25 protein-coding genes and 2 pseudogenes are annotated in these 12656 nt (G+C 61.8%); all 27 read right to left on the bottom strand.

Going from position 1 to position 12656, the window contains the following annotated elements; translation table 11 throughout:
- Positions 1–396 precede the first annotated feature (396 nt).
- Positions 397–828, bottom strand: coding sequence for a hypothetical protein (locus ACTBDU_RS13435; protein WP_438806806.1), 432 nt, complete (start codon positions 826–828; stop codon positions 397–399).
- Between the two features lie 208 nt (positions 829–1036).
- Positions 1037–1105 carry a hypothetical protein gene (locus ACTBDU_RS13430; protein WP_438806809.1) on the bottom strand — a complete coding sequence of 23 codons (69 nt, stop codon included), beginning with the start codon at positions 1103–1105 and terminating at the stop codon, positions 1037–1039.
- The gene (locus ACTBDU_RS13425) at positions 1075–1461 is read right to left on the bottom strand and encodes a hypothetical protein (protein ID WP_438806805.1); all 387 of its coding nucleotides are present in this window, start codon (positions 1459–1461) and stop codon (positions 1075–1077) included. The genes ACTBDU_RS13430 and ACTBDU_RS13425 overlap by 31 nt, the downstream gene beginning before the upstream one ends.
- The gene (locus tag ACTBDU_RS13420; protein WP_438806804.1) at positions 1419–1640 is read right to left on the bottom strand and encodes a hypothetical protein; all 222 of its coding nucleotides are present in this window, start codon (positions 1638–1640) and stop codon (positions 1419–1421) included. Before ACTBDU_RS13420 ends, ACTBDU_RS13425 begins: the two co-directional genes overlap by 43 nt.
- 443 nt (positions 1641–2083) lie before the next feature.
- On the bottom strand, positions 2084–2950 hold the full coding sequence (locus ACTBDU_RS13415; protein WP_438806803.1) for a hypothetical protein: 867 nt from the start codon (positions 2948–2950) through the stop codon (positions 2084–2086).
- A 34-nt stretch (positions 2951–2984) separates the two neighbouring features.
- Positions 2985–3086, bottom strand: coding sequence for a hypothetical protein (locus ACTBDU_RS13410; protein ID WP_438806802.1), 102 nt, complete (start codon positions 3084–3086; stop codon positions 2985–2987).
- 15 nt (positions 3087–3101) lie between these two features.
- Positions 3102–3497 carry a hypothetical protein gene (locus ACTBDU_RS13405; RefSeq protein WP_438806801.1) on the bottom strand — a complete coding sequence of 132 codons (396 nt, stop codon included), beginning with the start codon at positions 3495–3497 and terminating at the stop codon, positions 3102–3104.
- Positions 3498–3547: 50 nt separating this feature from the next.
- On the bottom strand, positions 3548–3985 hold the full coding sequence (locus ACTBDU_RS13400; protein ID WP_438806800.1) for a hypothetical protein: 438 nt from the start codon (positions 3983–3985) through the stop codon (positions 3548–3550).
- A 328-nt stretch (positions 3986–4313) separates the two neighbouring features.
- On the bottom strand, positions 4314–4775 hold the full coding sequence (locus ACTBDU_RS13395; RefSeq protein WP_438806799.1) for a phage protein Gp36 family protein: 462 nt from the start codon (positions 4773–4775) through the stop codon (positions 4314–4316).
- A complete protein-coding gene (locus ACTBDU_RS13390; RefSeq protein ID WP_438806798.1) occupies positions 4693–4902 on the bottom strand; it encodes a phage protein Gp36 family protein in 210 nt (69 codons plus the stop codon). Before ACTBDU_RS13390 ends, ACTBDU_RS13395 begins: the two co-directional genes overlap by 83 nt.
- Positions 4903–4904: 2 nt before the next feature.
- Positions 4905–5117 carry a Mu-like prophage major head subunit gpT family protein gene (locus ACTBDU_RS13385; RefSeq protein ID WP_438806808.1) on the bottom strand — a complete coding sequence of 71 codons (213 nt, stop codon included), beginning with the start codon at positions 5115–5117 and terminating at the stop codon, positions 4905–4907.
- Entirely contained in the window at positions 5118–5384 is a 267-nt protein-coding gene (locus tag ACTBDU_RS13380; protein ID WP_438806797.1) for a Mu-like prophage major head subunit gpT family protein, read from the bottom strand.
- Between the two features lie 60 nt (positions 5385–5444).
- Positions 5445–5753 carry a Mu-like prophage major head subunit gpT family protein gene (locus ACTBDU_RS13375; protein WP_438806807.1) on the bottom strand — a complete coding sequence of 103 codons (309 nt, stop codon included), beginning with the start codon at positions 5751–5753 and terminating at the stop codon, positions 5445–5447.
- 55 nt (positions 5754–5808) lie between these two features.
- Positions 5809–5940, bottom strand: coding sequence for a hypothetical protein (locus tag ACTBDU_RS13370; protein WP_438806796.1), 132 nt, complete (start codon positions 5938–5940; stop codon positions 5809–5811).
- The gene (locus tag ACTBDU_RS13365; RefSeq protein WP_438806795.1) at positions 5933–6181 is read right to left on the bottom strand and encodes a hypothetical protein; all 249 of its coding nucleotides are present in this window, start codon (positions 6179–6181) and stop codon (positions 5933–5935) included. The genes ACTBDU_RS13370 and ACTBDU_RS13365 overlap by 8 nt, the downstream gene beginning before the upstream one ends.
- A 19-nt stretch (positions 6182–6200) precedes the next feature.
- Positions 6201–7153: pseudogene (locus tag ACTBDU_RS13360) on the bottom strand (phage protease).
- A 514-nt stretch (positions 7154–7667) separates the two neighbouring features.
- Positions 7668–7982 (bottom strand): phage virion morphogenesis protein, encoded by a 315-nt coding sequence (locus ACTBDU_RS13355; RefSeq protein ID WP_438806794.1) that lies wholly within the window; start codon positions 7980–7982, stop codon positions 7668–7670.
- Positions 7983–8283: 301 nt separating this feature from the next.
- On the bottom strand, positions 8284–9135 hold the full coding sequence (locus ACTBDU_RS13350) for a phage head morphogenesis protein (RefSeq protein ID WP_438806793.1): 852 nt from the start codon (positions 9133–9135) through the stop codon (positions 8284–8286).
- A gap of 84 nt (positions 9136–9219) precedes the next feature.
- On the bottom strand, positions 9220–9435 hold the full coding sequence (locus ACTBDU_RS13345) for a hypothetical protein (RefSeq protein WP_438806792.1): 216 nt from the start codon (positions 9433–9435) through the stop codon (positions 9220–9222).
- A gap of 19 nt (positions 9436–9454) precedes the next feature.
- Complete coding sequence (locus ACTBDU_RS13340; protein WP_438806791.1) at positions 9455–9616, bottom strand: hypothetical protein; 162 nt, start codon at positions 9614–9616, stop codon at positions 9455–9457.
- Positions 9617–9625: 9 nt separating this feature from the next.
- Positions 9626–9796 (bottom strand): phage portal protein family protein, encoded by a 171-nt coding sequence (locus ACTBDU_RS13335; RefSeq protein ID WP_438806790.1) that lies wholly within the window; start codon positions 9794–9796, stop codon positions 9626–9628.
- A pseudogene (locus ACTBDU_RS13330) lies at positions 9774–10523 on the bottom strand (phage portal protein family protein). The gene ACTBDU_RS13335 and the pseudogene ACTBDU_RS13330 overlap by 23 nt, the downstream one beginning before the upstream one ends.
- A 361-nt stretch (positions 10524–10884) precedes the next feature.
- On the bottom strand, positions 10885–11133 hold the full coding sequence (locus ACTBDU_RS13325) for a hypothetical protein (RefSeq protein ID WP_438806789.1): 249 nt from the start codon (positions 11131–11133) through the stop codon (positions 10885–10887).
- 88 nt (positions 11134–11221) lie between these two features.
- A complete protein-coding gene (locus ACTBDU_RS13320; protein ID WP_438806788.1) occupies positions 11222–11365 on the bottom strand; it encodes a hypothetical protein in 144 nt (47 codons plus the stop codon).
- A complete protein-coding gene (locus ACTBDU_RS13315) occupies positions 11362–11661 on the bottom strand; it encodes a hypothetical protein (RefSeq protein ID WP_438806787.1) in 300 nt (99 codons plus the stop codon). Before ACTBDU_RS13315 ends, ACTBDU_RS13320 begins: the two co-directional genes overlap by 4 nt.
- Positions 11662–11667: 6 nt before the next feature.
- Positions 11668–11838: a hypothetical protein gene (locus ACTBDU_RS13310; protein WP_438806786.1), complete on the bottom strand. Its 171-nt coding sequence runs from the start codon at positions 11836–11838 to the stop codon at positions 11668–11670.
- 101 nt (positions 11839–11939) lie between these two features.
- A complete protein-coding gene (locus tag ACTBDU_RS13305; protein ID WP_438806785.1) occupies positions 11940–12371 on the bottom strand; it encodes a hypothetical protein in 432 nt (143 codons plus the stop codon).
- Positions 12372–12656 lie beyond the last annotated feature (285 nt).

The raw sequence follows: 12656 nt of genomic DNA, 5'->3' as shown, positions 1-12656 counted from the left end.
CGACGTCGATATGTAGCCTCAGGTCACCTTGTGCCGGACAGCTGACTCCGGACGTCAATGCGGCGGGCGTGGCTATCGGCCAGCAGTGGTTGCAATGCCTATTCGGCATATTGCTGAGCCAGTCGCCAGGTGGTGGCCGAGTCTTTGGCCTGCGCCAGTTCGTGCACACGTGACCCCAGCTGCGGGTCAGCCCATATTGCCCGCGCGGCGTCATCAGGCGTAGGTAGGCCGCGTTATGCAGGTCAGTGGTGCGAGTGCCGGTGCAATCACCGGTCTGGCTGTCAATCAGTGCGTCCATGGCGTCAGGGTAAGGTAGGCGACGGAGCGGGAGGAAGTGACGCGGGCGTAGAGGGTATAACTGGTACGGTGGTGTGCGTCGCGAGCAGCGACGCTATCTTACCCGTTAACCGGTCCGTCGGACAGCCCAGAAGGTGTCGGGTGCCTGTGTCCACTTTGCCGGATGCCGTCGATTTCCACCTCGGCGCTGCGCAGGGTGCCGCCCTGGTGCTCAATATCCCCCGCAAAGCGCGCCACCGCGCCGTAGCCGCCCTTAATCGTCATACCGCCGCGGCCGCTGATAGGGCCCTCGGCGGTCAGTGCTTGTGAGGTTAACAGCATCGGCGTCTCAAAGCCGGCGCGCTCTTCGGCCTGAGCCTGATAGCGTTTGCATTTAACCCGATACTCGTCGCATTCTACCTCGATAATTCTTTTGCGCCGGATAACGATTTTAGCGCCTTCGTCACTGTAGAGCGCTATACCTCGCCATTTGCCAGCCCTTGCAGCCGGTAGGTGCTGTTGTTCGGTGGCAATCACGGCCGCCCAGGGCACGGCGAATACGCTGGTTGTAATGTGTGCCTATCAGGTCAGCCATCTATCTGCTCCCAGCTTTGCCATAACGTTTTTGTACCTTTTTGGCCCTTGATTTTACTCACTCGTTTGCTTCCGGGCAGCGCATCCGGCAACTAGACGCCATCCTCGCGCTGCGTCAGCAGTGTCTGCAGAGGCAGGCCGCGCCCGCCTCTGAAACGTCAGTGCATCAAGTAAAAATGTTGTCAAGACCGTGCGGCTCGCTCTTTATTCGTACCCGCTGGCCCGGTGCCCACAGCTGGCCTGTGGCAGCACGCAGCCCGCGCACCACGGCGGTGATAAGCAGACCCCGTTAAGCCTGGCATCCGCCATCAGCTTGCGGGCGCGAAAATACACCTCCTCATCGCTGTCGGTATCACCCACCACCGCCACCAGGGGTCGGTAGAGCGGAACGGTTTTATCTTTCACCTGACTGCGGCGGTCATGGCGGCCGTCGGCCTGGACCCTGCCGTGCCCCTGGGCCAGTACCGTCACCTCGGAGTAGCGGCTGCTGATATTTCCGCTCACCGCCAAGCGCAGCAGGTTATTGCTTTGGCCATCGCGCCGCAATATCAGCGTATCCACCAGCGGGGTGCTGTGATCCGGTCCGCCCACCACCATGGTGCCATCGGCGCTCTCACCCAAGGCCACAGCCCGCTGGCGTCCACCGCCTTGCGCAGCGCGCCACAGGCGATATCGCCGGAGTCAATGCTGACTTTTTTGGCGGCCAGCGGCGAGGTAGCCTGCAGACGAATGCGGGTGACGACCAGTGGCCGCACTATCTGGGTGACCACCTCCTACAGGCTCATGTCCCGGGCGCTGAATATCGGGGCCGAGCAGTCAACCAGCACGGCGGCCGCATCGCGCCCATAAACGCTCAGTGTATGCTGCCCGTGCGCCACCTCGTGGCGCAATTCATCTACCTCTGGCCGATCATGATAAGCGCGTCACCGGCACGCAGTTCGGCCCGTACGCCCACCCTAACCTCCAGCGGCAGACGGGCCTGGCTTACTTAGCCCGACGGTGAACGCCCCGCCCGCCGCCAGGGTCAGCAGGTCGGCGTCCACTTCAATATCCAGCCAGTCATCATGGGGCTACCCCGCCAATCTGCAGGGCGATGCGCTCAGTAGTGTTAACGGGCGAAGGCATACAAACGGTCTTCGGGTTGCAGCACGTTAGGGTTGCGCAGGGTGGGATTTAATCGGGCCAGTTTGCTGGTACGCGCGGCCTCGCCGTATCATTTAAAGGCCAGCAGATGCAGATTACACGCCCGGGTGACCCGCCGCAAAACGCGCGGCGGACAGCGCACTATCAGGGTGCCGGCCTGGCTCTGCAGCTGGTAGGCCAGCTGCTGCAGCGCAGCGATAAGCCGGCTGTCGTTACGGGCGTCGGGTGTAACGTCACGGGCCTGGTGCGCTGTCCGCTGCCGGGTGTCCATCACGGTGCGCTGTGTCACGATGGCTGTCATGATTAACGCGCGCACCTCCTCACACTGGCGTTTAATATCGCTGCCAGAGAGCGTCGGCGGCTTCCCTTCCGCCTGAAAGATATCCGCCGCCACGTCAACCCACTCCGCTATCGTCACCAGGCGCACGGTCTGGTTAATCAGCTCACGGTCGGCCTGCGGCATAATGCTGGCGCGGTTTAGGGTGGAGGCGCCGGCAGCGCTGGCAGTCACACGCCGTCCGGCAAACCCGGCCAGCCGCTCCCCCTGACTGCGCACCGCCCGCCAGTCTGACAGCCGCGTCACCTCGCTAAAATTCAACCGGTCACTGAAAGCGGACAGCAACCTTTTCAGGTCAGAGACAAACGCCGTGGGCATGTCAAGGTAGTTTATCACGCTGCCCAGCGAGGTCTGCACCACATACTCCGCCGAGGCAACCAGATTACTGATGCGGGCGATACCTTCATTGCCGCGCCGGATGGTCGCCAGTGCGTCCGACAACCCGGCGGTGACATGGTTCAGCAGGCCGCCGGTGCGTGGGGTAGTACCGACCAGCGCAAACAGTGCCTGTTCGGTGCTGGCCTCGACAAACACCTGCTCCACGGTCACCGCATTAAGCAGCCCTACCTCGTGCTCAACGCCCGCTTCCAGCAGCTGCACGCGCGGCAGCGAGCCATACACTGGGTGAAGTAGCTCACCGCGCCGCCAGAAACGCCTTGAGGCGCGCCTGGTAGCCGTTGCCCCAGAACAGCGTTGACAGGCGCGGGTTCAGTGCTTTCAGCCCGTGGTCTTCCATCTCCGCTCCGTCGCGCTAGGGGTATTCATACACCACCGTGTCGCGGGCCAGCACCTCGCGGGTGTAGAGGCAATCGAAGGCGATACCCCGGAACGACGCCGGTAGCAGGTCCGCGCCGGTCTTGATGGCTGCCGCCGCACCTAGCGCGGTAATGGCCAGCGACGCCTGGGTTGCCGCTATGGTGAGACCCGGGAATTCCTGTGCCAGCCTGGCCCCGCTTTCGGCCACATCGCCCAGGACTTGAGAGCCCGGGGCCACGGCGTCGTTGGTGGCAAAGAGTTTTTCATTCTCTGCCTGCTGAACCCAAAACTGGCTGCCTTTTCTGACCAGGCTAAAATCCAAATCAGCCGAACGCGCCCCTTCCGGCGTCTCAAACTGCTTGACCACCTTATCGGTCAGCTGTCGGAACATCGTCCTGTTGCGTTCATAACCATAAAACGCATTGCGCGATTGCTGATTGGTCAGCAGGGTCGAGACATGGGCACCGTGACGCCCTTCAATCGCCGCTTCCAGGTTAGCGCGCTTTTCCGGATCGCGCGTATTGGCCAGCTCGGCGCGCAGTTTTTCGTTTGCGCATCGTGTCTGTCTGCCAGTTGTATCACCCGGTCCAGCGTATCGAGCGCCGTCAGGGCGGCTTTCGCATCCTGAGTCATCAGCGCCTGGATATCGACACCCTTGCCCCGGATAAGCAGATTTTTAGCGTTGTTCTTTAAGTTGGTAGAGGACAGCTCTGCCAGTAAATCGTTGGCGTTGGTGGCAGCCTCATCCGGCTCACCGGCAACTGAGGCGGCGGCTTCAAACAGCGCCAGGGTCTGGGCATAGCCCCCGCCGCCCGCGGAAGCCGGCCGACTTGGCGGCCTCGAGTGCGCGCGGCACAGCCAAGGCCAGCAGCGGCACATCCACCAGACCGTGTTGCGCCGCTATGGTGGCCCCATTCAGGGCGATGCGGCTGTCGCGCTCACTGAGGTTAAAATTGACCGCCGCATTTTGCAAGCAGCGCCATCTCTTTGAGCTCAGCCCCGGTGGCCGTGGCGTTTTTCATCACCTTCGGCAGGTTAGGAAAAGGCTTTTTCCTTCGGCAGGGAGCGCAGCATGATTTCCAGCGCTTCCATGGCCGGGCCGCCCTTGCGCTGAGCCTTCCTCTCGCACCGAATAGGCCGCCAGCAGCACCGAGAAATGCCCGGAGGTGTAAAAGCGGCGTTTATGGGTACTGACCGGTTGGGTCCGCTACACGCCAAGAAAGGTCACCCAGCAGGCGGGCAGCACACGGGCGATAGCCCCCACATCCTTCAGCTCGCCACCATAGCTGCCCACGGCAGATACCATGCGACCCAGACCCGCTTTAAACCGCGCCATCATGACATTTTCAATCTCGCTTATCATTAAAATCCCCCTCCGCCTGTCTGGTTGCATCCCCAGACGCGGCGACCGGAAAAGAACGCCGCCCCGGCGTTGCCCTGCAGCGTGCGTGCCACCGCTTTGGGTGGTGGCCAGCGTGACCCGCCCATTGGCGACGTTTTCTAGATAGCGGATGGCGTCGCGGTAGCGGCCACGGATTTTATCGGTGCACACCCGTTCGGTGCCAGTGAGGCGGTAGTGGGCGATATCACAGGCAATGTCGCGCAGGTCGGAGGACGCTACCGGCAGCGGCAGGGTATAGCACCCGCCGGATATAGCCGTTAATCTCATCGGCAGCCGCCTGCAACCCGCCAGCCAGCGCGGTGGCGTCAATCTCGCCAGTGTTGTCGCGGTCGGTCAGAATGCGCACCTCCTGCTCACCGAAGCGCAACACCATATCCTCAAGGCGAGCGTACACGCTTATTTGCCCATCGAGCCGTAGGCCATCTGCCAGAAGCCAAACCCGGCCAGGCCGCGTGCCTCTGCACCAAACTTGAACTGCTTGCGCATAAACACGTCCGGGCTGTTGATATCGATCATGGCGACAAACAGCGGGGCCTGGCGCTGCTGGAAAATCAGCGGCTTTAACGGGCGGCTGCTATTCATCAGGAACCAGGCGCAGTCCGAGGTCAGTCAGGGCACGACCAGCACCTCGGCGGTGCCCTTGTAAATATTAGCCTTGCCGTCATCTAGACGTTCGGCGGTGATAAAGGTACGCGCCACATCGTCCAGCGCCGGCGGCACGACCAGCAGGTTGGGCATGATATTCAGTGGCCGCCCCTCTTCGTCCTTCATCTGGCGCAATTGCTTGCGCCCCTCATCGTAGGACGCCTGCACCTTGACCAGTGAGGCCGTTGAGAGCGGTTTTTTGCCGAGATTGGAGTAAGTGATTTTACCCATACTGTGCGTATCGCTAAAAAACGGCTGGCCGTCATAGCCTTTTTCACTGAAGCCTTTAATTCAGCAGCTCAAACACCATCTCATCCGGCCACTGTTTTTGGCGGCAAAGCCCGCATCCTGCGCCTGGGGCTGGTCATCCTGGATGTCGTTGCGATCGACTTCTACCGTGGCCTCATAGTCATCATTGATCAGGGTGTAGGTTGACGCCGCCAGCGCCTTGACCTGCTTGTCGCTTATCCATTTGCGCATCCGTGGGAAGCGACTTAACCAGGCGTAGGTGTTCTCCTTGCCGGTAGAGGGCACCAGGGTGGCCACCTTCTCCCACTGGGTGGGCGCGGCGTCAAACGCCTGGTTAAAGGTGAGTTTAATGTTGCATTAAATCACCTTTAAATTTGCAGTATTCACTAACATATGCAGTGTCTTTTTATTCGACCCAGACGTCCGCCGCGTCAAGCATAATGATGGTACCTGCCGTACAGCGGCTGGCGGGTTTTCCCGGCTTGCCTTCCTGCGCGGGCGTGCTACCGTCGCTGGCAGAGACCGTCTGGTTATCCATTGCATAGGCCGGCTTGCCGACATGCTCCTGCTTCACAGCGCCCGTAGTTCTCCCACAAAAACGCCTTGTGGCGGCGCACCACTATGTACTGGTCGCCGTTGCCGCCCTGGCCGTTGACGGCATAGCCGCCCTTGAGGCAGACGATAACGCCGGCCGGAATAGTTTCTTTCTTCGCCACCGGATAGGGCCTCAGTTCGCCGTCCCGGTACGGAGTATTACGATCTTGCGTGGTGGCGGTCATGGCTGCACCTCATCTTTCATCATGGTGGCAATGGGTCTTCGGCGCTGTGGCCAAAGGCGTAACAGGCGGTCAGGGCCGGCGCATCCAATGCGCCCAGAGGCGATGGCCGCGCCCCGATACCCTGCGGCGCGTTGCCGCCGGTCTGCAGCCCCGACAGCGCGGCAATTGGCTGACGGGTGGCCAGGTGCTCACGCAGCAGCGCCACGTCTTTTTCACCCAGCCGCCGCGCCCAGTCCTCATCCGCCCCTTTGAGCACGCTGTCATCACTGAGCGCCGCCATCAACAGGGCAGTGACTTCGTTGCCGCTCAGTTGACGACCGAGTGCCGCCACCTGCTCACGCAGCTCATTGACCACGCTGACCGGGGTATAGGCAGCCGGATCAAGGGGCGTGCTGCTCTGCTGTGACAGCGCGGCAATCTGGTTATCCTTCTCACCAAGCAGCGACAACAGATTGATGCGGCTGGCCGCCGTTCCTTGTCCGCCCGACAGGCGATCAATGAGTTTTTTCAGCTCAATCGTCACCTCCTCAAGCCTGGTCGACAGCGGCAGATTCAGCATCCAGCGCAGTTGTTCTAACAGTTCATCCACGTTATTTTCTCCCGTGAGTTGTTGTGACGCCGCCGCCAGCAGCGCCGCCATACCGTCAAGCGCCGGCACGTTGGTCAGCGCGGCATTCACCAGGCAGGTCACATTGCCCTGCCTGTCGTACTGAAACAGCGGGGAGACAAAGCGGTACTCCCCGGCGGCAATCAGGGTGCGGGCACGCTCGGTCCATTCGACATCCACCGCAAACAGCCCCAGGCCTCGACCCATTCCAGCTGCGAATACCAGCCGGCGGACGGCGCTGGCTGGCCGTTCTCCCGGGCATGGATAGCCTGGTGCTTATAGTCAAAGCAGTACGGCGTCTGGCGCGCCTGGGCAGCGTCAATCAGCCTCCGGGCCTGCGGTTCCTCCAGCCGCCAGGGCGCCACGTCGGTGGGGCGTGTATCCTGCGAGCGAAAGGTGCCGGCCGGAAACAGCTGGACATGGGTGCCGGCGCTCTCCAGCGCTACGGTCAGTGCGGCAAGGCGGACGGTGTTTTTCACGCGGTGGCGGTCTCAGAAAGTGTATTCATGGGAAACAGCCTAACCTGGGCGTCGGGTATCTCGTCGTGACGGGGGTGTAGGGGGTAAGAGTGGGGGAAGGAAAAGGATACAAACGGACTGCCATCAGACTACACCGTTGACGCGGGCGGCGATACCCCGTTTAAAACCCGTTTAAATCGCTCCAGAATCGCTTAACGCGGTTTCACCCGCCCATTTCCCCCGCCTGCCACTATCAAAAAACGCGCCACGGCCTTTACAGAGCGTTATTCGTCCAACGCGCGCTGTAAGGTAATCATTGATGGTGTACACCAGGGCCTGATCGTCTTGGTCGGCTGGACTGAGAAAGGGCCGCGCCGGTATCGTTAATCCGGGATGATTGACGCGTTTTACCACCCGACCGTTAAAGGCCAGCGACCTTATTATAGCGGGAGCGAATGGTATGGGGCCGGGTGGTGCCGCCCTGCTGGCGGATGCGCGCATACACCACATTGGTCCCCGCCACGGCCTGGTCGTTATCGGCCTCGCTGTCAATGGAGGCGGCTAGCCGCCCTGATTGCTGCAGGATTTTGCCGGCGCGGTCAATGGGCAGCCAGCGCGGGCGGCCTTCCCGCTCGAAACTCTCCATCACCGCGTCATACAGGTCTTCACTGAGGGTGTGCATCAACGGCTGGCGGTGGCACAGGGACTGCGCCAGCCGCTCAAGGGCTTGATGCAAGGGTATCAGGAACAGTGATCGTGACGCCAATCATGGTGTACACTCATGGCAGGGTGGTTGTTTCCAATGGGTAACGGTTGCTGTCACGTTGCCAACATGATCCGGTTCAAGTCCAACGCCACCCGCTCAATCCAGCGCACCCCACAGCAGATCATAAACCTTTTTGTTACGCAGTGCTGATAGGTCTTGCAGGATCTTACCGGTACGTATCAGGTTTGTGTTAACTTTTTAACGCTTACCATTCAGCTCATTACGTACCTTGAGCGTGCCGTCAATGTACATTACGAGCTTCCCCGTCCCCTCAAACCCGATCGAACACATACAGTAACGCCGGCGTCGCCTGCTGTCGGTCGTAGATGATCGCGCGCGGCTGGCGCAGCGATGATACCAGGGTCGCCCAGAAGGTAGTCGGCAGCGCACCCTGCTTGCTGTCGCGAGTAGCGTGCAGCAGGTTGGCGTCCGTCAGGGTGATGATCACTGCCGAGTCCGGCACCACGCCTTTGCAGGACAGCGCGTACATCACGGCAGGTCGCAATGCGCCGACAGGGCGAACGTCGCCGCATGCCTGCTGCCGGGCCATCACCTGACTGACCCAGTTACCGGTATCGCGGTTGAGGGCATGAAGCAACGCCAGGTGGTCCAGCGTTTCCTCTACCGCCTGCGCCGCCAGCCGGGTATCGGCGCGGGCTGCGCGGTTGAACAGCTGCTCGCCGAGATGGCTGAGGTAGCCTTTGCCGGGGTTCAGATAAAAGCCTGCATCCGGGGTAAATACGTGGCCAGTTTTAGGGTCTTTCAATCCTGTCACCGGCCGTGTCTTGCCGTTCACGCCCTGCGGCTGGTCAACCGTGACGCGATAGTCGTCGGTGGACTCCAGTCCGATCGGGTGACGTGCAAGCTGGTCGGCCGTCAGCGCCCGTACCCGGCAGCGGCAGTTGTAGCCGTTAAGAGGAAACAGGGTGTCCCAGCCCGTATTATCATAACGGAACACCCGGCCATGCCCCGCGGCATGGCCGGGGCGGGTGTGGCTGTCCATCACCGCCACATACCGCCAGTAGGGGCGCTGGTCGACGTTCTCGCGCAGCCGTTGATAGCGCCCGGCCATATAGGCAGATTGGGTATTGGTGCGAAAAATGGTCTTCAGTCGGTAAGGCAACAGCTTTTTCCCCTCCAGCTCGCCGTCTGCTGAGGCTTTTAGCCCTTTGCCCAGCCAGCCCTTGCGCTGAGTAGCGGTAAGACCTCATCCTGGAACTGTGTCAGCATCTTGCCGTGGCGCAAGCTGTCCGCCAGCATAGCGGTCACCGCCTCCGGCGTCTGCCCCTGCTGCAGGGCGGGTGACCAGCGAGGTCAACAGCGTCTGCATGGTCTGGTTAACCGGCGTTGCCAGTCCGCCGTGGGCGTCTTCCAGCGCCTGCTCGGTGGCGGCAGGCGTGTGCGCAACGCTCAGCGCCGCCATGCTTGGCCAGCCTTCGGCATCAGGCTTGGCCCCCGGTAAAGGTCGGCAGGTTGCCCGGCGGCGGCTGCAGGGGCTCGTCGTCCCGGGCGGCGGGAATGCCGCTTTCCGCCAGTGCCCAGGTCACCGGCACCGGCACACCGCTGCGCACCAGGAGATCCAGGGTATCGGCGGTCTCCTTCATATCGCGTGGCTAGCGGGTATCAAACTCAAAGCGGCACATGCGGCGCGGGGTGATATCGCTATAGCCGTTATGCTTGAGCAACGGGTAAAGCAGGTTGCGGGTCAGCGTACCGGCTAGCTGCACCGCATCACTGGCGGTCAGCTCATGGCGCACCTCGTTATGCACGTTGCCCAGGGGCATTGGTGCTGCTCTTGCCGTCCGCCTGGGTGGTCAGGGTGCCGCCCAGAATGACCTTGGACTGGGTGCTTTCGCACCACTGCATCATATACTGGAACGGGTCGACCTGCCCTTGTGTAGCGGACTCAAAGCGGATAGCGGTGCGTTCGTGGATAATGCCGCCGGCGTTATGTCCCAGGTCGCGCAGCGCCTACAGCAGCATGTTTTTCTCTTCCTCGCTGGCCCCGTCGGAATAGGTGCCCACCCGCGTCGGCAGGCCGTAGATTTCCAGAAACTCTGCCAGGTCACGGGCGGCAATATTCTTGAACAGGTAGGTCCATACCAGTACCCGGAACAGGTCGCTTTCCGCCACCCAGCCGCTTTTAGCCTAGTGACGATGCAGCAGCCAGCCGAAGGGGTTAAGTTCAGCGCCGTCGAGGCTGCCGTCAATCAGGCGGATGGCGTTACGGTTATGGGTCGCGGTCTGGAACCAGCCCTGCGGGCGCTTGTAGAAGGCGCAGGGCAGCCAGATGTTTTCCGCCTGTTTCCAGCCGATCTCCACCGCGGCAAAGCCGTGACCAATGGCGTCCAGCAAGTCGAACAGCAAGTCAAACAGCAGCGTTTCAAACTCCGGCAGGTCTGAAAACCATTCCGTCGCGGCGTCCGCCATGGCCTTTTCCTGTGCGCTGGGATGACGCGGCGGCACAATGCGCCAGGTGAGCGGCATCACCGAACGGCGGCGCTTGCTCATCTCGGCAAACAGGTGGCCATCGCGCTCCTCCATATCAAAAAACAGGTCAGCCTGGCGCACCAGATGCCCCTGTTCGGCCTCGCTCAGGATGTCATACACCCGGCGGATATCGATACCCAGCGAGGGGTGCTCAGTCAGTTGTTGATAACGCAGGTGGCGGTCATCGGCAGTCTGTGGCTGCGTCAGGGTGCGGCGGCGCAACAACCGACCGTAAATATCGGTGAGCATGCCCATTACCAGCCTTCACGGGAAAAGCCCCGCCGTCCGGGGTGACGGTCATCGGACTAATGAGCGGTATTCGGTTTTCGGGCCGTGGGTCATGGCCAGCGTTCAGAGCATGTGCAGCGCATCCGGGCCGTCGTCATGGTCGGCGCGGGGAAAGGCGCAGCTGCCGGATCAGGGCGGTCTCCAGCGCCTGTTGTGTGCTCTGCGCCTGCTGGCGTTGTCGAGCTTCACACTCGGCCTGCCGGGTGGCCAGTATTGCCTGGGCGACCAGCCTGGCCTGCTGTGTGCCGCGCCAGTAGCCTGCACCGCCGGCCAGAGCGGCAACCAGTACGACTATCCACCACGGACGGCGAATGAACTTAATCAGTGCGAGTAGCCGTGTCATCAGCGTCTCCCTGTTTACGGGCGCGCCGTCCGGCTAAAGCGGGCGCCACCGCCATAGGTGACCCAGGCGCCGAGATAGACCCCGAGCGTCAGGTCGGGTCGGTCTCCTGACGGCTCCAGGCACAGCCCAGCACCACCAGGGAGCTGACCAGAAGCGCGCCGACGATAATCACATCCGAGGTCGACAGCCGCCCCTCGGGATTGGTGACCAGCTCGGCCAGACGCGCCATCATGGGATACGCTTACACAAATAGTCGCGCAGCGACGCGAAGTTCCCCGACGTCCAGGCCGGTACTGAAAATCCTGGGCACAGCTTACTGGAAAATTCATTGTGGCCGTGCAGAGTGGCCTCGGGCCAGCGCACACGCAGCGTCAATACCTGGGTGCGCAGCACGGCCCACTGCGCCGACGTAAACTGGTCGGTGCCCACCAGGCAGAGACCCAGCGAATCGGCGTTATGGCCGCGCACACGGGCACCCACTTCTTCCACATCGCGCCCGGTCAGCCACTGACCGTCAGCGTCAATCACCCCATGCTAGCCAATGCTGGTCAGACCGTTATCATTGGCCGGGGCGTCACGGTGAAAACCGCGCGCTTGGTGCCAGCGGTCAATCACCTGGGCGGCGTTTTCGCCGTCCCGGCCCAGGACGCCCCCATTGGGTGTGACGGCACAGTGAATAATGATGCGATGAATGGCGCGGGACATAAAAAAACCTCATGCAGAACATGAGGCTATTGTGGCGCAAGGTGACCGGCGGTGCCGATGACGGGGGCGTAGAGGGTAATATTTAGAACAGGGTGGATTGCTCAGGCGGTGACCCCGCCTGACACTGGCACACCAGTTCGCGGGCGCGGGTCGCGGTGATGCCATAGCGCGGGCACAATAGCGTCAGGGCCATGCTGGTGGACTCCCCCAGCCAGCAGCTGGTCCAGCTCGGCCAGAAAGCAGCGGTTGCGCCAGGTGCGCCCCGCCTTGTCACAGCGGGGGATATGCTCCTCGCCGCCAAAATGGCGCATCAGCAGCGCCACCTGCGAGGGCGTCAGGATCTCCTGCAGCGGGGCAATGCGTCGCTCCCCCGCGCCGCGCAATCCCTTGCCGATGCGAAACGGCACCCCGCCGAAATGACGAATAAGTGCCTCGGTGGCCGGAAAGCCTATCAGGCCGGCAATCTGCTGCACTGAGTCCGGCAACAGCGCCTGCACCTCGGTGTAATCGGCGGGCTGCAGCGACGGTTGCATCACGGCCTCCCGTGCCGTTTAGCGTCCATAATCTGCATTTACATCAGCTGGCGCACCTGCGCATTATCGAGCCATTCTACGGGCTTTTTTTCGCGCAGCATACGCGCAATCATGCCATTGAGGTAGCCCCCAGGGCCGCCCGGCGCTGGCGAGCAGTACCTCAATCTTTGCTGAGCATCCCCTGACGTCCCGCTGCCACACGGGGCTTGTGGCCCTGTTTGGGGTAACGTGGTAAAACCCTGGCTGCACATTGCACATATAGCGCAGCACGCGCGTCTGCTCGGT

It is taken from the genome of Sodalis sp. (in: enterobacteria) (assembly GCF_051710625.1).
GTDB lineage: Bacteria > Pseudomonadota > Gammaproteobacteria > Enterobacterales > Enterobacteriaceae > JBPESN01.
The sequence above is the reverse complement of the archived record's forward strand: the minus strand, read 5'-3'. Positions and strand labels throughout refer to the sequence as shown.